The following is a 23,091-nucleotide window of genomic DNA, read 5'->3' as shown; positions in this document are numbered from 1 at the left end:
TTCTGTTTGTTAGATTATGATGTAATTCTATGCTTGTATCTAATGAATGTCAAATGCTTTTTTCATCATTTTGTAATAAATAACTTTGAAACAAACAGAAAATCATTTCGGCAAACGGTACGCCGCCGGGAACGCTTGCTGGATTAAAGCGATATCCTCTGCATCCAAACGCACTTCTGCAGCCTCAAGGTTTTCAAGCACTTGCTGCCGATTGCGTGCGCCCGGAATAACGGCATCGATGATGTCCTTAGACAGATAATAGGCCAGAACCACATTCTGCAGCCCGGTCCGGTGCTTCTTAGCGAGCGGCCGAATCTGATCCACACGCTTCAGGATGTCCAGATAGGTATCCCCTTGGAACTGCGGACGCTGCTTTTGTTTCTCCGACAGGACCGAAGCTTCCGTGTACTTGCCGGCCAATAGCCCCGACGCGAACGGGAAGTACGGGATGAAGGAGATGCCTTGTTCGCGGCAGTAAGGGAAAAGCTTCTCTTCAGCCGACTGATTCAGGAGGTTGTATTCATCCTGGACAACATCGATGTAGCCGTTGGCGTTGCCTTCCTTCAGCTGCTCCAGGTTGAAATTGGAAACGCCGATGGCACGGATCTTTCCTTGTTCCTTCAGTCGATGCAGTGCCCCGACAGCTTCGGCTTTGGGTGTCGCTTCATCCGGAAAATGAATGTAGTAAAGGTCGATATGATCGGTCTGCAGACGTTTAAGGCTGTTTTCGACCTGCTCCGTCAGAAAAGCCGGATTGTTATTCAGAACGATGCCTGTTTCCGTCACCTGGTGCGCGCCTTTTGTGGCGATGACGACATTATTGCGCAAGTTGTGTTCCTTCAGCGTCTTGCCGATGATGGTTTCGGAAGTGCCCATTCCATACATAAACGCCGTGTCAATGAAGTTGAGCCCTTTATTGATGGCGCTCAGCAGCACGTCTCCACCATATTCGGTGTTCGTTTCTGGATCGGCTGCGGCAATTTTGTTCGCCCCCAGCCCGATCGGATGGATCAGTAGGTCGGTTCTTCCCAATTTCACAAGTTCTGTCATCTCGTTTCCCCTTTCCTTGCCCGTTCATTTATTCGTTCGTTTATTTTTTGCCAAGATGGACCCGTTTGGACCAGAAGCCGCCGTGGATATATTTGGGATCGTATGAAACCATGAATGCTTTTGGATCGATTTCCAACACTCTGCTCTGCAGGTGGCGTTCGGCTTTCCGCGTCAGCAGAATTTCGAGCACTAGACGCTCGCCGTCCCTTCCGTTGGCCCGATAACTGGAGACTCCGTAGCCAAAATCGCGCAGCAAGTTCGGCATCGGGCTGTCGACATCTTGCGTCATGACGGTGATCATGGTGTACCCAAGCGCGAGCAAATCCTCGATTTTGATGCCGATAGCGATTCCGGCGCCGTATCCGAGGGCATAGGCCGCCAGATTGAGCGGATTGTCCAGACTGTTCATGACCATCGACAGACCCAAAACGTAGATGACGATTTCCACCATACTCAATAGTGGCGCCAAAACGCGGTAGCCTTTTATCGTCAACATGAAGCGGATCGTGTTCATCGTCACATAGCTAAGACTGATCGCGAATATTTTCGCCAATAATCCCAAATCGAAAATGATCATCACCCTCTTCCTTTTGATTCAAACCTATCCTCTTAGTATTGTGCGGGATGGCGGGTGTATTCCCCTGTCACAATATCCATTTCCAGTAATTCACCGGTCGTTCCGTTGTAGCGGTAAAACCCGACAGAACTGGCTACATCGGTGCCATTTTCGCGGACGTTAATCGTGACTTCATTGCCCTCGACCGACTCCACGATGAATAGGTACACATCGCTTTCGACATAGCCTGTCAATTGCGTGATTGTTTGTTTTGCCTCGGTAATCAGGGTTGCCTCATCGGCGGTCTGGGCAGAATCGATTGTTGCGTTAGCATCCGTCGTGGTGCTGCTTGCGGATGGCGTTTGTGTCTGAACACTTTCAGCCGCTTCCAGACTGTTCGCTCTGGAAGAATCTTGATTGCTCGATTCTGTAGTAGTTTGTGAATCTGAAACTTCTGACGTGCTCGTCGCTGCTTCGGTAGTTGTCGTGTCTGTTGCCGGGTTTTGGCACGCTACAAGCAACCATGCTGTTGACCCTAAAAGCAATGCGGATAATCTTTTCTTATGCATAATTTCCCCTCTTTCATCCAATATATGATTCCATTGTACCTTTTTTACGGAGAAAATGCTTTTCCCACCCATCAACTTAATCGAACCTTTACACTTTTATTGAATAAGGGTCAATATTGCGGCAGCTCATCCGGTCTGCCCGCTTCGATCAAATTTGGCAAAAAGCGGTGGCTGGAGAAGAACAATGCAAACTGGTCCGCTGCTCCGGCGAGGTTTCGTTCGCCGGAGCAGACCGGTAATAGATGTGGCTCTCCTCCGAGGAGGCTTCTGCTGGTCGAAGGAGACCATCCAAATGCGGTCCTGTCCTCCGGCGAAACACCCCTCGCCGGAGGACGACAATCGTTATTCGCCTCCAATATAAAAAGGCACTCAGCTAAGAGTGCCTTCACGTTTATTCATTACTTTGGAACAGTCGATTTGAAGCAACCTTTTAGCCCTTCAGCCCTTCCTTTTCGAGGATCAGGTCGTAGCATTCGATGCCTTTAAGCAGCACCTTCTCATCGAAGTTGAAGCGGCTGCTGTGGAGCGGGTGCGTCCAGCCCATGTCGGGACGACCCGTCCCGAGCAGGATGAAGGCTCCGCGGATGCTTTCTTGGTAGAAAGCGAAGTCCTCGGCCAGCATCAGCGGTTTGACGACTTCGTAGGCATCGGCAGGCAACGCGTCCATCAACGTGCCGATCATTTCCGCATCATTCGTGACCTCCGGATAGAAATCGCGGATGTCCAACGAGCAGATGACACCGGTCATGCGTTCGACGCCAGCGCAGATGTCGGCGAGGCGTTCCTTGATGGATGCATAGACCGCCTTATCATAGCTCCGGATCGTCCCGGTCAACTCGGCTTTTCCGGCCACGATATTGCGTGCTTCCCCGGAATGCAGCGTGCCGATGTTCACGACAGCTGGCTGCAAGGGATCAAGATCGCGGGCCAAAATGTTCTGGACCGAAATAATGATCTGCGCGGCGGCGATCAAGGCATCCTTGCCGAAGTGCGGCTGCCCGGCATGTGAGCTGACGCCCTCAAGCGTGATGTCGAATTCACCATTGCGCGCCATCAAGGGTCCCTTTGCCAGTCCGAGAATGCCTTCAGGAAGACTCGGATACAGGTGGTAACCGTAGATCTTTTTGACATGCAACTCCTGCAGAATACCGGAATCCATGATCCATTTCGCGCCGCCTGGTCCCTCTTCAGCCGGCTGAAAGACCAAAACGACGGACTTCTCCAAAACTGGTAGGGACATTAGGTATTTTGCGAACCCCAACAACAAGGCCATATGTCCATCGTGGCCGCACGCATGCATTTTGCCCGGATGAAGGGAAGCGAAATCCGCTCCTGTTTCCTCGGTTACCTCCAAAGCGTCCATGTCCGCACGGAAGGCGATTGCTTCCGGGGACTTGCCCTTCAGGACGGCTATCCAGCCCGTTTCGGCTGTACTGATCGGTTCATAACCGAACGATACCAACTTTTGGCGGACATATTCCGAAGTCAACGGCAGATCGAAGCCGATCTCCGGAATCTGGTGGAGCTCCCTTCGGATCGTCTTCACCGTATCGTATAATTCTGCAATCTGCATGCTGTTCACCTGGTCCCTCCGCGTGTATTTGTTAGTCTCTTAAGTCAGCCAACAATTTGGTTTTTTCGCTTGTCTGTGCGTCCTTCATCTTCACGATTTTAGCAGGGGATCCCGCAACAACCGCATTAGCTGGCACATCTTCCAAAACAATTGCTCCAGCTGCGACAACAGCGCCTTCGCCGATGTGCACGCCTTCGATGATGACAGCGTTCGCGCCGACCAAAACACCGTCTTCGATGATGACTGGTGATTTCGAAGGTGGCTCAAGAACGCCGGCAACCACTGCGCCTGCTCCGATGTGGCAGTTTTTGCCGATCGTACCGCGTGCGCCGACTACCGCGCCCATGTCGATCATTGTGCCTTCGCCGATGATTGCGCCGATGTTGATGACCGCACCCATCATGATGACGGCACTCTTGCCGATCGTTACGTGATCACGGATGAATGAACCTGGCTCGATGCGTGCATCGATTTTGGTAGTGTCCAACAATGGAATTGCGGAATTGCGTCTGTCGTATTCCATGACATGGTCTTTGATTTTATCTTTGTTTTCTTCCAAGAAAGGATAGATCGCTGCAGCGTCGCCGAAGACTGTGTAGCTGTCTCCGCTTCCGAAGAACTTCAAACCTTCGTAGGTAGGATTTTCGAAATCCCCTTTGATGTATAGTTTTATAGGTGTTTGCTTTTCGGCAGCCTTGATGTAAGCCGCGATTTCGTAAGCATCTGTCAGTAATAGTTCGCTCATTTTGATGTTTCCTCCCGATCATTTTTTTCAGTTCCAACATGCCCATTATAGCATGCCAGCACCTGTTTGCCCTATGCGGTGGACGGCCGTTTATTTCTGAAATGCAAAAAAAATAGCGGTAAGCGAGTGCTTACGGCTACGGAGACCTGCATTCGCCCAACCAAGCTAAAGCGCAATCCATTGTCATCGGGCAACGACAATGAAACAGCCCCACATTTGTTCAACCTGGGTCCAGCATCTGCATGCTTCGGCGACCGTCCCTTTCCCTTGCGGTACTCTTGACCAGCCGCGACCTCTTTTTGCTTGGCGATTCATTTATTTTTCTAATCGTACACTTATCCGGCAAACCTGTCAACCGATTCGGAACAGAAGCTGGATTCTGCTTGGTTTTTATGTGTTTCGGGGGTTCATGGCTTGGTGCAGAATGGTCTCCGGATCGGAAAGTGCCAGGCAGGATTGGCCACTCTTATGTGCAAATGCTCATTAAACTCGCGGTTTTCTAATTTTCACCCAAGAGTGTGCAACTTTGCATAGAAATACGCCTGCAATCGTGTTATGTTATTTTCATGATATTGGACGTCAACAATCGGCTGGCGCATGTTCGACTATACATTGATTAAGGATATTTCATCCGGAGGAGATAAACTATGAGCAGAGAAACGAACCGCTTTGTGAAGCAACTGAAAGGATCGCCCATCCGCAACTTCGACGCAGCCATCAGCGATGTGAAGGACTTGATTCGCTTCACGATGGGAGAGCCTGATTTCGATACACCAGAATTCATCAAAGCGGCGGCCGCAGAGGCTCTGAAACAGAATCAAACCCACTACGCACCTTCCGCCGGTGTCCTTGAGACCCGCAAGGAAATCGCGAAGTTCATGGAGCGGAAATACGGGTTGCATTACAATGCGGAGACCGACATCATCCTGACTGTCGGCGCGACGGAAGCGATCACTGCGTCGATGTTCGCGCTGATGAATCCGGGCGACAAGGTGATCATCCAATCGCCGGCATTCCCGCAATATGAATACGTCACGCATTTGGCAGGCGGCCAGAGCGTCAAAATCGACACTTCCGAGACCGGTTTCCTTATTACGCCGGAGGACTTGACGGCGGCTCTGGATGCGAATCCGGAAACGAAGATGGTCGTGCTGACCTATCCGAACAACCCGACTGGCGCCACTTATACGCAAGCGGAAGTCAAAGCTTTGGCCGATGTCATCAGGAAATATGATGTTTTTGTCCTCAGCGATGAGATCTACAGCGAACTGACCTACGACGGCAGTCATACATCCATCGCCACGTACATCCCTGAGCAGTCCATCGTCATCAACGGCACTTCGAAAAGCTATGCGATGACCGGCTGGCGTGTCGGCTTTGTCGCTGCCCAAGCAGATCTGATCCGCGAAATTTTGAAATATCACCAAAGTCTGGTCACTTGCGGCTCCACACCTGCGCAAATGGCGGCTGGTGTTGCTTTCCGCGACGGTGATGAAGTGACTGCCATGATGAAAGCAGCTTACCTCAAACGCAGGGATATCCTGTTGGAAGGTCTGACGGCTGCCGGGCTGAAGATGAACAACCCGGACGGCGCCTTCTACCTGTTCCCGCGCATTCCGGAGCAGTATGGCAACGACGATTGGAATTTCTGCATCGACTTGGCGCGCAAAGCCGGCGTCGGCGTAATCCCTGGATCGGCTTTCGGCGAATCAGGAGCCGGCTACTTCCGCATGAGCTACGCCGCTAGCGACGAAAACGTCATTGAAGGCTGCCGACGGATCGTTGCGTTTCTGGAAGAGTTGAACGCGAAATAAATAAATGAATGAATGTTTGACCGCACAATCACCCGATTGTGCGGTTTTTCTGTTGGGTTGTTTGGTCGTGGAACCGGCCCGCATTTTTAGTGGTTGCTCCTGCGAGAGCCGGCTTCGCAGGAGTTGCGGCTGACATTTAGATCTCTCCTCCGGGGAGAGTGTCTACCCCGGAGATGGGGGTCACAATAGGTCCTGTCCTCCTGCTAAGACTGCCTTGGCCGGAGGAAAAGTCATCCCGCCTATCCGCCCATCCCCGCAACAAAAAGAAGCACGCACCGACAACAATCCGGCACGCACTTCGTTTATATTTTCTTACTCAGCAGCCATCGCTTCGGCTTCCATTTCGCGGATCGATTCCGCGACCTTCACCATCATCGAGCATTCCACGCGTTTGCGGAACAGGTCGCAACTGAATTCATAATTGCCTTTCAACGAACCTGTCGCATGCAGGGAGTTTGCAGGGCAACCGCCGCTGCAGTACAATTTAGCCCAGCAATCTTGGCATTCCGGTTTGGAATAGCAGTTGACTTCTTTGAATTGGCCTTGCAGTTCCGGTTTGGTCACGCCATCCCAGATATTGCCCAGGCTGAATTCTTCATCACCCACGAATTGGTGGCAAGGGAATATTTCGCCCCAAGGAGTGACAGCCATGTATTCCGTTCCTGATCCGCAGCCGGAGATGCGTTTCTGGATGCACGGGCCCTCGGAAAGGTCCAGCATGTAGTGGTAGAAAGTGAAGTCGTTGCCCTCTTCGCCGCGCTTCAGCATTTCCTCAGCCAAGATTTCATATTGTCTGTACAGTGCTGGAAGATGTTTCTCCGTCAAAGCATAAGGTTCGGATGGATCGCAGATGACTGGTTCCATCGACAGTTTGTCGAATCCGAGATTAGCGACGTGAAAAATATCGTTTGTGAAATCGACGTTATTGCCTGTGTAAGTGCCGCGGACGTAGTATTCCTTGTCGCCGCGCCCTTCCACGAATTTCTGGAATTTCGGCAAAATGTAGTCATAGCTGCCTTTTCCGTTAACAGTACGGCGCAGACGGTCATGGATTTCCTTACGTCCGTCCAAGCTCAAAACGACGTTGTACATTTCTTTGTTCAGGAACTCATTGATTTCATCGTTCAAAAGCATTCCGTTCGTCGTGAAAGTGAAACGGAAAGTCTTGTTGGACTCCTCTTCCTTGCTGCGCGCGTATTCGACGATCTGCTTCACGACGCGCCAAGCCATCAACGGCTCGCCGCCGAAGAAGTCGACGTCCAAGTTGCGGTGGAAACCGGAATTCTCAAGCAGGAAATCGATTGCTTGCTTGCCGACTTCAAATTTCATGATCGCTCTGTCGCCATTGTACTTGCCTTGGCTGGCGAAGCAATAATCGCAAGTCAGGTTGCAAGTGTGGGCAACGTTCAGGCAAAGAGCCTTCACGAATGTTTGGCGGTTCTTCAAATCGATGGAAAGGTCTTGGTACAAGTCTTCCGTGAACAATTCACCGTTGACCTTCAATTCTTCGACGTCCGACAAGGTATCACGGATCTCCATTTCGTTGATTTCAGGGTCGTTCGCGTATTGTTCCAGCATCATCGTAACGATCTCTTCGACCGGCGTTGCTTCGTACAGCGCGATGATGTCGAAGGCAAGGTCGTCCACGACATGCACGGCACCACTGTAAGTATCCATTACGATATTGTATCCGTTCAGTTTATATTGATGAATCATTTCGGTTTCAAACTCCTTTTTTGTCCATAAAATTGCCGCCCAACTGGAATCAGTCGGACGGACTCTTTTTTACTTCGCTGCTTGTCTAGGGTTCACACAGCTTTGGTTAGCGATTCCGCAAGAAGTTTTGCATGCGGATTGGCAAGATGTTTGGCATGCTCCGCAGCCGCCATGTTTGGCAGTATCCTTCAGGTTGCGGGTGCTTAATGTTACGATTCTTTTCATAACGACATCTCCTCTGAAATAGGTTAAGGAAGCATATTGCTTGACAGAAAAATGCTCCCTTTGTGAATTATTTTACCAACAAATTGTTAGTCCGTCAATCTACCGACCTATCAGCATAGTGACCGTTTTTATAAAAATCGTGATTCATCCAATAACTATCAAAATGTAAGTTAGTGAGCAAGGATTTCTTGCTGCATAATTCGGATATTTTTCGGAAGCCCATCCGCATCGCTGTAGACCTTTGTCCCCTTTTCCAATAGCGTATGTATTTGGCGGATAAACCCGTCATTGATCCGTTCACCTGGCACCAGCAAAGGGATGCCTGGCGGATAAGCCCAGACGGATTCGGCCGCTGTTTGCCCTTCAGCTTGATCCAACGGACACACAGCTTTTTCTGATTCCAAGGCCTGCCAGATTTCGCATTGCTTTTCAGGTAATGCGAAAATTAAAGTTACGTCATTTGAGGCGTTCTCGCCAGCCTCAGAGTCGAGCGTGCTGTCGATGGCCAACAGTGCATCCGCCAGCGTAGCCATTGCGGCATCTGTATCGCAGACGCTGGTCATCGCCAATGCATGATCCCCGTAAGCCATCTCCATTTCGATATGATGATCGTTCCGCAACGTTTCGGAAAGTTCCTGTCCGGTCAATCCAGTTCCTTGAGCAGAAATCAGGATTTTACCTTGGTCGAAAGCGAAAAAGGTTTTGTGCGCGTCAAGACTGTCGTCCCCATGGCAAAGCACCTTGAGATACTGCAACTGTTTCATTTTTTTCGAGAAGTCGGTTAACCTTTGATTATAGTTTTCGAATAACTGCTCCCCTTCATCCCGCAGCAAGCGAAAGCAGCGGTCGATTGAAGCCATCAGCACATAGGATGGCGAGCTGCTTTCGAAGATGGCGAGTTGTCGGGACATTTCTTCCTGCCTGATCAGACTGCCGTTTAGATGGGCCAACGACGTCATCGTCAACGCAGGCAAAGTCTTATGCAAGCTCTGGATCACGATATCGGCACCAAGGGCAGTCGCGCTGGTTGGGAAATGTTCCGAGTAATTGAAATGCGAGCCATGTGCCTCATCGACCATCAACGGGATGCCGTGCCCATGACAGATTGCCGCGATCGCCGCGATGTCGTTGACTACTCCCTCATATGTTGGCGAAGTCAAAACGACCAACTGCGTATCCGGATGCTTGGTCAGCGTATCGGCGATGCTTGCCGTCGAGATGCCGCCGTGGATGCCGAAAGACGCGTCCATCTCAGGCATCAGATAGACGGACTCCAACCCGAAAAGCTCGATGGCATGATAGATGGATTTGTGGCAATTCCGGGCGACCGCAATCTTGCCGCCGCGTTTCGTGGCAGCGCGGATTCCTGCCAGGATGCCGCAGGTGCTGCCGTTCACGAGGTAAAACGAGCGCTTGGTGCCGTAGAAGTCTGCTATTTCATCCATATATTCATTGAGGATTCCGCTCGCGCCGTGCAGATTGTCGAAGCCCTCTATCTCAGTGATGTCGATGTTGTAAGGCAGATCTGTGCCGAGCAGCGCAATGTTCCGCTTATGCCCTGGCATGTGCATGGGGATGCTTCCGGACGCCGCATGTGCTTTCAATTTATCCAATAGTGATGGCTGAATCTTATTATTATCCATTTTTGATTCCTTTTCTCGTTAAATTTCATTCTGCATCCATTATATCAGAGGCATTACGTTATCAATCGAGAAATTTCAAGGATTTTAATGATGATTGATCACGTGTTCAGAACGGAGTTACGAAAAATCGCAGAAAAAAAGGATGGACATCTGTCCACCCTTCCAAATTTTTCTCTTTTTGCTGTTCTTATTATTAGCTTTCTAAACATCGAATGACATACATCAAAGAGACTACTTGTAATGATTTTCTATGTAGTTGAAATAGCGAAAATCCGCAAAAGAATTATGACCATCCATATCTTGGGCACAAATACCAACCATCGCCCCGGTAAATGCCAATTTGCCATTTGCTTTAATATAGTCATCGCTTAATCGATCTGCTTCTACTATCTCCCCAATAACCTTCAAATCATCATTTGCGACTCCATAGTAAAATTGCGCATTCCCTCGGGCCACTTCAACGGCCAATCGAATAGGCTTGTCATTTTCGATCACGATTCGATCAGAGCGGTAGCTAAAGGAGTTGATGGAATCTGTTTCAACCTGTATGTATTTTTCTTTAGTCTCTTCATCGTATGAAACATGGAGGTAGTGCCAATTGTCTGTATCATAGAACAGCACCAATCCTGCGATTTGTTGGAAGTTCTTTGGTTCGAATGTCATTTCTGTTTCAACCCGGAAAGAAAAATGTTGCCAGCGCCGTGCAACCATTGTTTGTCGATGCAGGCTAGTGAGGCTTTGTTCGCCATGCAAACGCAAATAACCTGGCCGTTCATCCAGAGAAATCTTGTCATTGATGGGTTGCCGTAATGTTTTAAAATAGTTCGGCAATATAGGCACAGAAAAATCATCGGTAGTACTGAAATCCGTTCTTTGAATAACACCTTTCCCGATGCTCGGCACTTGCACTTCTAATTCAGGAAACATTGTGCAGTTTGCCAACCGTGGCCACCCATCAATCCATTCTATTTTTTGCAATGCCGTTTCACGACCTAATGTGCAGTTTCCTCGTTCCGTCAGCGGACGCGCGCAAATGTGCACAATATACCATTCCTCAGGCGTAACTTCCACAAAAGATGCGTGTCCGCTTTTCTGCAGAGGATTTTTCGAGTCCAATTTGGTTGTCAACAATGGGTGATAAGGTGAAGTTTCATATGGACCCATAACCTGCTTGCTGCGGCAAACAGTGGCAGCATGACTGTAGCCTGTGCCGCCCGCTGCGCAAAGCAAATAGTACCAGCCATCCTTTTTCAGCATTTGGGGCCCTTCACAAACTCCCAAATCCGTGCCGTAAAAGAAGTGATTTCGTTCTCCTGTCAACTTCATTTGCTGCACATCAAATTCTTGTATGACTAATCCGTCAAAATTCGGTTTTTCTAAACGATGATCAAAAAGCATGCTCATAATATAGTGGCAGCCGTCATCATCATGGAAAAACGCTGGATCAAATCCAGTTGCCGTAACGAAAAACGGTGCTCCCCAATCACCGTCAATTGTCTCACATGACAGCACATAATTTAGCGTATCTTTGAATGCAGTTCCTGTTTTCACATCTGTGATCAATAACCAAAAACGTTCTTCTGAGTAGCTCAGATGCGGTGCCCAGATACTCCCTGAATTGTAATTACCCACTAGATTTGCTTGTTCAACACTTTGCAACGGGTTAGCAACCAACTCCCAGTTGACTAAATTCCTGGAATGGTAGATTTCAATTCCAGGCATCCATTCAAAGGTAGATGTTGCCATATAATAGTCTTTCCCCACCTTTACTATACTGGCGTCAGGATTGAATCCGCGCAGAATTGGATTAATAATTTTATTGTTCATTACTATTCTCCTTTATTTGAAATCCTCACCTGAAGTTCTGCCACGGATCAATCTATCCGTTTCCATATACCTCAAATTCTGTCAGAGCCGGAAACGGCGAATCATCTTGATGCTTGATCAATTCCTTAAGCGTAACAGACTCTGTGTTTTTTTCTGGGAAGGTAAAAAATTGGCGTGACAATTGATTTGTGGGCTTCAAAACGAGCTGCAGCCCATCAGAAAATTCCAGTGTTGCTTGTTCCCAATAACTATCATGAGGATAATCACCTCTTAAAACTAATGCTACTTGATTGACTTTGACTTTTCTCCCAAAGTCAATCGTGATTTGAGCGTCAGCTTGCTGGTTGATCCCCCACGATTGATAAGGGAACGACCCATGATTTTCATTGGCGATCATGCCGTCTATTGCATTTCGGGCAAAGAAAGTGGAATCATTACGGGTTTCAACATTGGCATAGGCGTGCGGATAAGCCCCGGATTCATCTTTTTGATCATGGGCATTCCGTGCAAGGTTTCGATAACAGCCGATCTCATGTTCTGCCGGTTCCCAAGCCCGAATGTAATGCCGCTCCCCCGCAAAGGCTTTCGGAGAATATGCCCGGAGTGCTTCCGGATCTTTGGGCACAGCATACTCCCATGCGCTATTTTTTAAATAAATCAAACTCGGTTCGATTGCTTCATCCACTTGCACCCATACAAATTGGCCGGTCTCTTCTGTCTCGAGAATGATTTTTTCACCGGATGAGTATGTTCGCGATTTGTACGCCAAATAAGTTTCCTGTGCATGACTGCGTTCCTCCACCACTTGACCATTAGCATCGATTAACTTCAAATTTAGCATCTATATTTCCTCCATTTTTTTCAACATCCACTGTGTAGCAGAAAAAGGCTTAAGGAAATCCCCTTAAGCCCACCTTTAACGACTCCCCTATTGAGCTAAGCAGATTTCCCTGTTCAAACGTCCGATTAAAAGAAGTCCGCTCCGCCGAGTTCAGCCGTCTGTACAATCTCCAGGACTTTCATCCCTTCTCGTGCACAACTAACGATCGCTTCAATCGCTTCTTTTTCTGTTGTCTGGGTAACAATGATTTCCATTGCCAATGGCAAGTTCATTCCAGTAACCAAAGTAATATTCTGCTTTGAGGTTAGACGCAATGCAGAGTTGCATACGCTCCCTCCTGCAATGTCCCCCAAAATCACAACTTCCGTTCTGTCGTCGATCCCATTCTCAATCTGTTCAATGATCTCATCAGGATGTCCCCCTGGCATCAAGCCGTACGCCACTAAATTGTCCTGTTTCCCAATTATCATTTCTAAAGCCTTTTTCAACCCTAAAGCATATTCATTGTGCGAAATTAAAAAGAACATTTTCTTCATGAAATTTACCTCGTTTTTTATTTATTTACACTATTATCTAAGCAAGTTCCATGCCAACTTTCTGTCGGAACCTATACAAAAAATCAGTATTTATTCTGTTAAGAGTAAATACTGATTTGGAAAATTAACCTGCAATTTTAAGTAGCGTCAAGATAATCGATATCAGGAACATGAACACCAACGCACGTACTGGTCGATTGTATTTTTTAAGATAAGCAAAGCAAAGCATCGTGATCGACAACGGCAACAGCCCTGGCATGATTGAATCGAAAACATTCTGCAAAACGAATGTCGTATTGGCCAATTCAGCCGTATAGGTTGTTTTGAATGTAACGAATTGTGCCGTCATTGCTCCAGTCATAATCAACCCTAAAACAGCAGAACCCCTTGTGATCGCTGCAAAAGTGCCAGACTTCATTGCTTCGGAAATGAACTGTCCTCCCGCTTTGTAGCCGATGACCGTAGTATACCAACGAATCAGCATGTTTGGAACGTTTACAATTAAAAGGAACAGGATGGGTCCGAGAATATTTCCTTGTTGAGACAGCCCTAGCGCTACCCCAGTTGCGATGACGCGCAAAACGGAAAGATAAATTGCATCTCCAATTCCAGCCAACGGGCCCATCAAAGAAGTTTTGAGCGCTGAGATTGAGGTAGTGTCAAAATCCTCCCCTTTGTCATTCAAAATTTTGTTTTCTTCTTCCATAGAAAGATTCAATGCGGAAATAAATCCATTCATTGCCGGTGCCGTATTGAAAAAGTCCAAGTGTCTGCCCATCGCTTTATAGAAAGCATCCGTATCTTTCCCGTAGACCTTCTGCAGGAACGGAGCCATTAGCCAACCGTAAGTGATTCCTTGCTGTTTCGTGTAACTTGTACAGAACATCAGGTACTGGTTGCGCCAGAACATTTTCGAAATCGTTTTTCGTTCTTCTTTGGTAAGTTTCATCATTTCTCTATTACTAGTCATTGAAGAAATCCTCGCTTTCATCCTCGATCACTGCGCTTTCAGCTGCAGTTTTCAATCCTTTTTTATTGTTTCTTAGCTCCGCCATCACTACCAATGCAGCGACAATAAAACCGATGAAGGCGATTTGTACAAGTGAAAGTATATTGGATGGTTGTGTTTTTACAACACCGTCCGCCACATCAATGACCTTTTGGTAGAAGAAAAAGGCACCCAGAGCAAATCCTAAGAAGTAATAAGGAGCCAATGTTTTTTGCCATAACATTTTCAGCAGCAAGGCCAACCCGATTGCCGGAAGCATTGTCGATGCGACCGTCATTGAACGTTGAATCCAATCCGGGATTGCAGTAATCAGCGTATTCACAGCATCAGTTCCAACCATTATAACCAAAAAGCCAAGCAGGAAGTAAGTCAATTCAAAGCCCCAGAATTGCATATGCCACAACCTGGTAAATGCTTTATAATTTTTATCGCGGATGTGTTTTTCAAAGCGTGGTACTAATGAAGTCACGACCATTTTCATTACTGAATAGAGCAATGTACCCAACATAGAAATTGGTACTGCTAAAGCAATTGCCGACTCTAGATTTGATCCCAGGATAATGGCAAAGGCCGCACCGAAAATTGAACCTAAAGTAATATCAGACGGCATTACACCACCCAAACTTACATTACCTAGGAAAATAAGCTCCAATTGCGCACCGAGGATTATACCCTCAACCGGTTTTCCTAACAGTAATCCCAAAAAAGCTACAATAAATATTGGACGAGCTAACTGAGTGGAACCCCACCAGTCAAAAAACTTAGCAAATGCAACGACGAATCCGACTATTAGTGCATTTATCAACATAGTATTAACCTCCGATCAAAGTTTTTAGTGATTTTGGTGAATCGTCCGGCAGTGGCTGATATTTGAAGTCATACCCCATATCGAAAATGCGATTGATGGTCTGTTTATCTTCCGGTGATAAATAAACCGTTTCAGTAATCTTCTGTTTTTCAGATAAAGAGCCGCCGATACGACCATAATTAGCCATGTTGAGCAAAGGCTTTTCATCCAAAAGCGGTAACAAATCTGCAACATATTTTGGCTCGTTTGTGACAACCAAAATTTTCAAATCTTTTGATCGCGGATCGTTCAGAATGTCCGCTGCTTTCTCCAGGTTCAACACAGCAACTTTCACCCCTGCAGGCGCTGCCATTTTTAATGCACTGACTTGAATCTCATTTTTCGCAATCGAATCGCTGACGACTACGATTCGGCTGACACCTAATTGTTTTGACCATTTTACTGCAACTTGACCATGAACTAATCTGTCATCAATACGGATCATTGTTATCATAATATTTTCCTCCTCTTCTCTTCACTTTATACCTAGCAAAAATTATGCCAACTTTGTGTCGAGTGCTTATTGCGTCCTAGACTTTACTTATGAATGGAACATAAGATCTATCACTTGTACCCTCTGTTACCCTTCGCAATTTTAATAGCAACTTCCGTGCCAATTTCTGTCAAAGGGGGTACTTAGCCACACTTACCAAATCAAAAAATCTTTTTCCAGTAGCCTCAAAATAGCTTCCACGAAATAATAATCTGCATAGATGATAGGAACCTCAGTATTCAGCTCATCATGATATGCACCCGTTGAAAAATCAATGATTCCGTCTTCTTCGATTTTCCAGTTTGCATGTTGTGCTTCCGTCGCCTTTAGAATTTTCACAGCAGCGTTTGTATAGAAATCTTTTTCATATTCTCCTACATGTTTGGCAATCTCTAAAAAACCGCACGCTGCGCATAGGCCAGCTGAAGTATCCCACATCACGGGTTCTTTTGGGGCTCGGAAGTCGACTAATGGTATCCAACCGGTTTCTGAAACCTGCGCAACAAAATAATTGGCAACCCTTTTGGCAGTATCGAGATACTCTTGTTTTCCAGTGTGACTGTAGCTTAAGGCAAAACCGTAAATTGCCCATGACTGGCCGCGGCTCCACGAAGACCCGCTAGCATACCCTTGACCAGCAGGTGTCTCAACGAGCTCTCCGTTGGTTGGATCGAACACCCCTATATGATTGACTGATCCATCAGCTCTCACGATATTGTTCATCACAGTTATCGCATGATCTTCTGCAATGTAACCAAAACGCGGATCATCTATCGTATCCCGAGCCCAATACAAAAGCGGTATGTTGAGCATCGAATCAACGATGACCCAACCTGAACGATCCCGATTCCAGGAACGTATAAACTTCCCTCGCGGATTGTAGCGTCCAGACAATAAGTGTGCCGCGTGCAAGCCCCTTGCTTTTGAACGCTCGCTGCCTGTCAACCGATAATTTGCAACAGAAGTGTGCAGCCACATAAAACCTACATCATGATGGAGCCCTGTGTATGTTTCAAAGGCTTCATCCAACCTTGCTTCATTAGACTCAGCGACATCTGCATAAAGTTCATTTCCAGTTGCATGGAACATTTGCCAGAGCATTCCGGCCCAAAATCCGTTCGTCCACCAAACAATGTCCCGTTCCCCCATATCCGGGTATACACCGTTTTCCGGGACATAGGGAATCTTATCCCCTAAGCGATTTGCTTGGGCTGTAATTTTTCTGTCCAACTTTTCAAATATTCCATGTGCCCATTCTTTCGTTTCTTCCATTATTCTTGTCCCCCTCTTAACACAGTTCTTCTGTTATCCAGAAGCCTCATAATTGTCTTGCCTACCCCAGATTCATTGTTGGATTCAATGACATGATCAGCAATAAGCCGAATGGCCGGATTAGCATTTCCCATCGCAAAGCTCACTCCAGCGATGGCGAATAATCCCAAATCATTTTCTTGATCTCCAAAAACAACGATATCATTTTTTGGAACCTCTAATTTTTCAGCGATTATCCTCGTCCCGTAGCCTTTATTGACACCCTCCGCCATCAATTCGATATAATGCGTATCGCTGGATATGACAGGATGCCCCGATTCGAAAAGATGCCGTTTCATTTCCTCAAGCTTTTCAATATTTTCATTCATGATTGCAACCTTCAATACAGAATCCCGCTGGATGATTTGCTGTGCTTCTTGATGGCTGATAATGGTGAATGGCGTCTGGCCGGGTAAAAACTCTTGGACAAAATCCTGTTTTTGTCCCGTAAAATCCACTTGATAGTTGTTTTCCAGGCAGCTGATTGATACGTTGGCATTGTATGCTTCCCCTATCTCCAACATTGCTTTCGCGCCTTCCTTATGCAGCATTTTTTCAAATAGAATCTCTTGGTTGGAAGTCTCCATTACCACTGCGCCATTCAATGCGACAACATAGCCATCGATTTCCAGCATTTTTAGATGTTCCACCGCTGAATGAACACTCCGTCCGGTTGCAATAACTATCGTATTCCCAAGACTCTCCGCCAGTTGGATCGCCTGTTTGTTCATTTTCGTCACCTGATGATCATCTGTAAGCAGAGTCCCATCCAGATCTATTGCAAAGATACTCAATTATTCTCAACTCCTTCACTATAGTTGAAGCAAAATCTGTGCCAGATTTTGGCGAATGCACAAATATTTTTGCATAAAACAAATACCGCTGGAAGACAGCGGTATTCGGCATCATTTGTTATTATCCACGTGACCTCAGAAAAGAATGTCGTATAAGTATTGGAGTTCATCCTGAGGGATGGAAATGTTATAGGCTTGTTCAATCATACTGATGGAGTCCGCAATGACTGAAACAGCCTTCCGTCTTTCAGGAGATTGATTTTCTATCGTATAGGTCAGCGTTTCTATATTACGGATGAGCCTTTCTACAGCGCCCGCAATATGGACATATAGAAGGGCTTTCTGCGCATTCGACAAGTTAATATTTAGTTGGCGTTCCAGTTGGTGTATGAACTGATCGATATATTCCGTCACCCGTTTCACATCAAGAATCGTAATCGCTGAGACAAGTCTGTCAATCGATAAATTTTTGATAAGCGCATCATTGAACTGCTTCAGCTCTTCTGTCGATAAAAAATTGAAAACATCGATGGACGGTTTTTCGCCGACTCCGCTGATCAGATCTTCAAGAGAAATGTAAGGAATATCTGGAATAGACGGATCCGTTGTGCCAATGATTCCTTTTACATCATACTGCTTGAACAGGGAATTATTCTTGCCGTATTTTTCCAAATAGGAGAGCTCTATCGCCTCAACAATAAAGTCGCTGCCCACAGGTTTGGATGAATCGATAAACGTTTTCAGCTGTTCCGCGCCACCTAGTCCGCTTTGGCTTACAGTGAGAATCATTGCTTCTTTTTCATATACCGGATAATTCACATCATAGGATGTCTTCAAGTTCTCCATGATCTTTGGGCCAATCAATTCGATGTCCGTCCCTTTTTTCAGCATTTCCCCGACAAACAACGCTTGAGGTGTCGTTACATTGTTGATCACAAGGACAGGTCCATCCGTGTACTCAACGAGCTTTTTACCCAACACCAACAACGAGCCCATATCGACCAACAGGATGAGTCCCTTTCCGCAATCATTTGATCTAACATATTGAATCATCTTTTCTTCTACCTTTTCGACTGGAACATCAAAAGGCATATCAAACGACTCAAATATATGTTCATCCAAAAATCGATTGACCGCATCGGCGATACTGCTAGCCGTCGAGAAGCCATGTGACAAGATCACTGCACGCGTATTAGTCTTTTTCACTTCTAAATTAAGACTCTTCAGATAATAGGTGATAAGCATCTTCTCTTCTATTGAAAGTGTGCTGTCCAATCTGGTTTCAATCAATTCCAAAAGCGCTGTCACAACTTTTTCTTCGACCTCTAAGTTATCCTTAGTAAAAGTAGCCAATTCTTCACTGGTTGCAGAATCCAATATCGGGAACTCGGACAAGAAATTACCTCTCGCATAAAAATAATGACTCAATGCAATAATGAAATTTCCTTTAATCCGGATATAATTCATATTCTCAACGTAATTGACCAACTCTTTCATGGTTGTCGCCAGAAATTGGACTCCCGTTTTCGCGTGGTCATCGCGTTCCGTATTTACGATAATGTCGATTACAGTGTTGGCCTCTCTTGCTAATTGAGTCTTCAGAAATTCTTTTGAATTACTTTCATTCTTATATGCGCTAAGGTATTCCGAAAAACGCTCGAATGTTTCGCGGATTAATTTGATTTCAGGAGAGCTTTTCGAAATGAAGTCAGTCAGCTTACTATCCTTCGTAATCCTTACTTCTTTTTTGTCGATATCATCAATTTCTTTGATCGCCAAAAATTTCTGCAGCAACTCACTTTCGATGACTTCAGAATTGATCAATAGGGAACTATCGGCAGGATGTCTGCTGTATGCACTCGCACACATGAACTTAATCGTATTTTTTAGTTCCCCAACATTATCTTCATATTTAATGCTCATCAATCGATTGATGAGCCATGAAGAGATATACAACTCCCGATCCAGTTTCTCGGCTTCCGCGACAAAGAAGGAAAAAATAAACTCTGATAGTTCATGTTTCGTCCTGCTGTTCAAGCTGGGTATGCCGATAGTGATCGGAATTCGTCTTAGAAATGTCCTGAGAAAAGATTCTTTGATATTTTCTGTGGTAGCGAATATAATTCTGACTTTCGCATGGCGAACCTTGTTGTTCTCACCTAATCGGCTAAAACTACCGTTATCCAAAAATGTAAACAACTTCTCCTGACTCTCTGGACCAAGTCGATGGCATTCATCCAGAAACAAAACGCCGCCATCGCTGGCCTCCAGCAAACCGATACGATCTTCATCCGCACCGGTGAATGCTCCTTTTTTGTATCCGAACAAAATGCTGCTTAAAAGCTCTTGATTATGAAAGTACTGGGCACAGTTAAGTTCAATAAATGGGGCATTCGGCTCTATCAGCCCCTTCATTTCACAATAATCGCGTGTTAAACGAGCCAATAAGCTCTTTCCGACACCAGTGTCCCCGTACAGCATGAAAGGTAACCCAATATTCGGATAATGAACGCAGGATTTAATTTGCTCAATCGCCTGTTTCATGCTTGCATTCGACCCGATGAACGCTATGAATGGACTCGCTTTGGATTGCATCTGGACCGATTCCAGGTCGACAAAATTATCAAAGACCTCTTTTTCGATAGGGAAAAAGTTTTCTTCAAATACACTTTTTGCGAAAAAATAAGCAGGACGGCTTTTGACTTTGAAAGCAAAACCTTCCTTCACCAATTCATTCAGATACTGGCTGATCGTATTTCGGGCAATCCCCACCTCTTCTGCTATGGCTTCTGCGGTCAAATGCTCATCTTCAATAATTTCATCAAGGTTCATTGTATGCATCACAAGCAAATCTTGAACTTTTTGTTTAGACATCCCTTATCCACCTCACATTCTGCACGTGTACTTATTGTATCATTTTTCATAAAATCAGTCATTCAAGCGTCTTGAATGACTGACTTGTTGCTATTGATGCCTTATTCCGGCTGTTTGCCGATATAGGCCAAAATCCCTCCATCTACGTAGAGGATGTGTCCGTTCACAAAATCCGATGCTTTGCTTGCCAGAAAAACTGCAGGCCCTTGCAGATCCGAAGCTTCTCCCCAACGCTCTGCCGGTGTTTTAGAAATGATGAATTGGTCGAATGGATGACGTGAGCCATCAGCTTTCTTTTCGCGTAAAGGCGCTGTTTGAGGGGTTGCAATATAGCCGGGTCCGATACCGTTGCATTGAATGTTATATTTCCCGTACTCAGATGCGATATTTTTTGTCAGCATCTTCAAACCACCCTTGGCAGCTGCATATGCTGAAACAGTTTCGCGCCCTAGCTCGCTCATCATTGAACAGATGTTGATGATCTTACCGCCACCATTTTTGATCATACCCGGAATGACGGCTTTTGATACGATAAAGGGGGCATTCAAGTCAACATCGATGACTTGGCGGAAATCTGCCGCGCTCATTTCCAGCATCGGAATCCGTTTTATGATCCCCGCATTGTTGACAAGAATATCGACCAGCCCTACTTCTTCCTCAATTTGCTTGACCATTTTTTGGATACCTTCTTCGTCGGTTACATCGCAGACATACCCATAAGCCGCTATTCCTGCTTCCTCGTACGCGAGCAGACCTTTGTCGACGCCTTCTTGTGTCCTGTCGTTAAAAACAATCGTTGCTCCTGCGCTGGCGAACCCTTCTGCCAAAGCGAACCCGATTCCATAAACAGCCCCGGTCACAAGGGCAATTTTACCTTTTAATGAATATTCGTCCATACTAAATACCACAGTCATCTTCTCCTTTGATTGTCATTTTAACTCGTCCATTGGAACCATATCCATATCGGTATAAGTGATGTTTTCACCGCACATCGCCCATATGAAACTGTAATTACTGGTGCCTACACCTGAATGGATTGACCAACTGGGACTGATTACAGCCTGTTCATTGTCAACTACCAAATGCTTCGTCTCGTCCGGTTTGCCCATCATATGAAAAACCTTATTCGGGCTTTCCATATCGAAGTACACATACGCTTCCATGCGCCGTTCATGTGTGTGGCATGGCATCGTGTTCCAGCCTGAACCTTCTTCCAAAATCGTATAGCCCATTTGTAATTGGCAAGACTCACATACGTTCGGATGGATGTATTGGAAAATTTTGCGTTTATTCATCGTCTTGCCTTCGCCAGTCTCTACAGGCTTGATGTCGTTGATGCTGATTTTGACATTAGAATATTTATGGTGCGCCGGCACAGAGCTGATATAAAATTTGGCTGGAGCCGCCGCGTCCTCACTCTCAAAAATGACATGTCGCGTTTCTTTGCCGATATAGTAACCATCCTGTTTGCCCATCGCATCCGTAATACCATCGATGATAATTTTTCCGGGGCCGCCTACGTTAATGACACCCATTTCGCGGCGTTCGAGGAAATAATCGACACCGAGTGCATCGCTCAAAACGATTTCAAGTGGCTTTTCAGTTGGCGTGACACCGCCAAAAATCATGCGATCATTGTGGGTGTACGTCAATGAAATTTCTCCTGGGACGAATACCTTTTCAACCAAAAACTCTCTGCGTAATTCCTCTGTCGAATAATGTCTGATATCCAACGGACTATGCGTATAGCGTGTCTCTAAATTTTGCATTTTTTGTCCTCACTTTACATGTACTTGTCCTTCATCCTGTCCAGAAATTGAACGGATTTTGCTTCTGCTCCATCAACTCGTTTTCAGTTCCCGATATCGTTGCATATATGCTTTGGCTGTTTCGGTCACGCGATTATAGTCTCCGGTCGCAGCTCCTACAAATAAGTTGCCACCGACACCAACTGCCACGGCACCCGCATCCAACCATTCGTTCATATTATCAAGTGAAACACCACCTGTAGGCATAATATTAAGCTGCGGCATTGGGGCCTTGTAATTTGACAAGATACTTGGCCCAAAAGCGCTCCCCGGGAAAAGCTTGACTATGTCCACGCCAGCTTTGAGAGCCATTTTCATTTCAGAAATAGTCAGACAACCTGGCAAATATGGAATTTGATAGAGATTGCATATTTCTGCCGTTTCTTTATCAAAACATGGACTCACAATGTACTCTGCGCCAGCCATGATGGCTACTCTTGCTGTCGTAGCATCCAAGACAGTCCCCGCTCCAATTACCACTTCTGATTTCCCTTCGAACAATGCAACCAATTCCTTGATTACCTCCTCTGCTTGGGGAACGGTAAAGGTCAGTTCTATTCCGTTTATTCCTCCAGCTTGAACCGCTTTGACAGATTCAATTGCCTCAATTTTGGACGCACCGCGAACCACAGCGATGACGCCGCATTCTTTTAATCGAATCAAACGATCGACTCGTTGCATTTGCCCATCCCCTTCAATAGAAAATTTTACCAACACAAAACAATAAGCAATTTCCATGCCAATATTCTGCATCGCATCCATTCACTGAATACGAGCATTTTTTTCGACAGAAAAAAACACTCTTTCGACAGAAAAAGTGTTTTTAGTCTATTCACTTGTTTAGCGAAACAGGTTGAAAA

Annotated in this window: 21 protein-coding genes and 1 riboswitch; of the genes, 1 reads left to right on the top strand and 20 read right to left on the bottom strand. The window is 46.1% G+C overall.

The genetic code is table 11. The annotated features are described in order from the left end of the window. Window positions 1-102 precede the first annotated feature (102 nt). The 5 genes from BLV66_RS14530 to dapD all read right to left on the bottom strand — a co-directional run bounded on the left by BLV66_RS14530 (window position 103) and on the right by dapD (window position 4,493). Complete coding sequence (locus BLV66_RS14530) at window positions 103-1,050, bottom strand: aldo/keto reductase (RefSeq protein ID WP_086986499.1); 948 nt, start codon at window positions 1,048-1,050, stop codon at window positions 103-105. Between the two features lie 40 nt (window positions 1,051-1,090). Then, window positions 1,091-1,624, bottom strand: coding sequence for a DUF2179 domain-containing protein (locus tag BLV66_RS14525; protein WP_086986947.1), 534 nt, complete (start codon window positions 1,622-1,624; stop codon window positions 1,091-1,093). 35 nt (window positions 1,625-1,659) lie between these two features. After that, the gene (locus BLV66_RS14520) at window positions 1,660-2,175 is read right to left on the bottom strand and encodes a hypothetical protein (protein ID WP_086986498.1); all 516 of its coding nucleotides are present in this window, start codon (window positions 2,173-2,175) and stop codon (window positions 1,660-1,662) included. A gap of 430 nt (window positions 2,176-2,605) precedes the next feature. Further along, window positions 2,606-3,748, bottom strand: coding sequence for a M20 metallopeptidase family protein (locus BLV66_RS14515; RefSeq protein ID WP_086986946.1), 1,143 nt, complete (start codon window positions 3,746-3,748; stop codon window positions 2,606-2,608). Between the two features lie 31 nt (window positions 3,749-3,779). Then, entirely contained in the window at window positions 3,780-4,493 is a 714-nt protein-coding gene (dapD, locus tag BLV66_RS14510; protein ID WP_086986497.1) for a 2,3,4,5-tetrahydropyridine-2,6-dicarboxylate N-acetyltransferase, read from the bottom strand. Window positions 4,494-4,653: 160 nt separating this feature from the next. Next, window positions 4,654-4,799, bottom strand: a riboswitch (Lysine riboswitch). 341 nt (window positions 4,800-5,140) lie between these two features. Between dapD and BLV66_RS14505 the strand changes: the two genes are divergently transcribed. Continuing rightward, window positions 5,141-6,307 (top strand): aminotransferase class I/II-fold pyridoxal phosphate-dependent enzyme, encoded by a 1,167-nt coding sequence (locus tag BLV66_RS14505; protein ID WP_086986496.1) that lies wholly within the window; start codon window positions 5,141-5,143, stop codon window positions 6,305-6,307. Between the two features lie 312 nt (window positions 6,308-6,619). Here BLV66_RS14505 and scfB read toward each other — a convergent pair whose 3' ends face one another. From scfB to BLV66_RS14430, 15 genes are all read right to left on the bottom strand, one after another. Then, window positions 6,620-8,023, bottom strand: a complete 1,404-nt coding sequence (scfB, locus tag BLV66_RS14500; RefSeq protein ID WP_086986495.1) for a thioether cross-link-forming SCIFF peptide maturase — start codon at window positions 8,021-8,023, stop codon at window positions 6,620-6,622. A gap of 69 nt (window positions 8,024-8,092) precedes the next feature. After that, a complete protein-coding gene (gene scfA, locus BLV66_RS14495) occupies window positions 8,093-8,248 on the bottom strand; it encodes a six-cysteine ranthipeptide SCIFF (RefSeq protein ID WP_084253821.1) in 156 nt (51 codons plus the stop codon). A 170-nt stretch (window positions 8,249-8,418) separates the two neighbouring features. Then, window positions 8,419-9,891 (bottom strand): aminotransferase class I/II-fold pyridoxal phosphate-dependent enzyme, encoded by a 1,473-nt coding sequence (locus BLV66_RS14490; protein WP_086986494.1) that lies wholly within the window; start codon window positions 9,889-9,891, stop codon window positions 8,419-8,421. 231 nt (window positions 9,892-10,122) lie between these two features. Further along, window positions 10,123-11,718 (bottom strand): glycoside hydrolase family 43 protein, encoded by a 1,596-nt coding sequence (locus tag BLV66_RS14485; protein WP_086986493.1) that lies wholly within the window; start codon window positions 11,716-11,718, stop codon window positions 10,123-10,125. A gap of 52 nt (window positions 11,719-11,770) precedes the next feature. Continuing rightward, window positions 11,771-12,559: a hypothetical protein gene (locus BLV66_RS14480; RefSeq protein WP_086986492.1), complete on the bottom strand. Its 789-nt coding sequence runs from the start codon at window positions 12,557-12,559 to the stop codon at window positions 11,771-11,773. 125 nt (window positions 12,560-12,684) lie between these two features. After that, complete coding sequence (locus BLV66_RS14475; RefSeq protein WP_086986491.1) at window positions 12,685-13,095, bottom strand: PTS sugar transporter subunit IIA; 411 nt, start codon at window positions 13,093-13,095, stop codon at window positions 12,685-12,687. 124 nt (window positions 13,096-13,219) lie between these two features. Beyond that, on the bottom strand, window positions 13,220-14,065 hold the full coding sequence (locus BLV66_RS14470) for a PTS system mannose/fructose/sorbose family transporter subunit IID (protein ID WP_086986490.1): 846 nt from the start codon (window positions 14,063-14,065) through the stop codon (window positions 13,220-13,222). Then, a complete protein-coding gene (locus BLV66_RS14465; RefSeq protein ID WP_086986489.1) occupies window positions 14,058-14,912 on the bottom strand; it encodes a PTS mannose/fructose/sorbose/N-acetylgalactosamine transporter subunit IIC in 855 nt (284 codons plus the stop codon). The genes BLV66_RS14470 and BLV66_RS14465 overlap by 8 nt, the downstream gene beginning before the upstream one ends. Window positions 14,913-14,916: 4 nt before the next feature. Continuing rightward, entirely contained in the window at window positions 14,917-15,405 is a 489-nt protein-coding gene (locus BLV66_RS14460) for a PTS sugar transporter subunit IIB (RefSeq protein WP_086986488.1), read from the bottom strand. A gap of 192 nt (window positions 15,406-15,597) precedes the next feature. Further along, window positions 15,598-16,716: a glycoside hydrolase family 88 protein gene (locus tag BLV66_RS14455; RefSeq protein ID WP_086986487.1), complete on the bottom strand. Its 1,119-nt coding sequence runs from the start codon at window positions 16,714-16,716 to the stop codon at window positions 15,598-15,600. Beyond that, window positions 16,716-17,549 carry a Cof-type HAD-IIB family hydrolase gene (locus tag BLV66_RS14450; RefSeq protein WP_086986486.1) on the bottom strand — a complete coding sequence of 278 codons (834 nt, stop codon included), beginning with the start codon at window positions 17,547-17,549 and terminating at the stop codon, window positions 16,716-16,718. Before BLV66_RS14450 ends, BLV66_RS14455 begins: the two co-directional genes overlap by 1 nt. A 135-nt stretch (window positions 17,550-17,684) precedes the next feature. Then, window positions 17,685-20,423, bottom strand: coding sequence for a sigma 54-interacting transcriptional regulator (locus BLV66_RS14445; RefSeq protein WP_086986485.1), 2,739 nt, complete (start codon window positions 20,421-20,423; stop codon window positions 17,685-17,687). 101 nt (window positions 20,424-20,524) lie between these two features. Next, entirely contained in the window at window positions 20,525-21,337 is an 813-nt protein-coding gene (locus BLV66_RS14440; RefSeq protein ID WP_086986484.1) for a gluconate 5-dehydrogenase, read from the bottom strand. A gap of 15 nt (window positions 21,338-21,352) precedes the next feature. After that, window positions 21,353-22,192 carry a 5-dehydro-4-deoxy-D-glucuronate isomerase gene (gene kduI / locus BLV66_RS14435; protein WP_086986483.1) on the bottom strand — a complete coding sequence of 280 codons (840 nt, stop codon included), beginning with the start codon at window positions 22,190-22,192 and terminating at the stop codon, window positions 21,353-21,355. 72 nt (window positions 22,193-22,264) lie between these two features. After that, window positions 22,265-22,912, bottom strand: coding sequence for a bifunctional 2-keto-4-hydroxyglutarate aldolase/2-keto-3-deoxy-6-phosphogluconate aldolase (locus BLV66_RS14430; protein WP_086986945.1), 648 nt, complete (start codon window positions 22,910-22,912; stop codon window positions 22,265-22,267). Between the last annotated feature and the right edge of the window lie 179 nt (window positions 22,913-23,091).

Source organism: Trichococcus collinsii, from assembly GCF_900107505.1.
Taxonomy (GTDB): Bacteria; Bacillota; Bacilli; order Lactobacillales; family Aerococcaceae; genus Trichococcus; species Trichococcus collinsii.
This window is presented reverse-complemented; position numbering and strand designations above follow the sequence as displayed.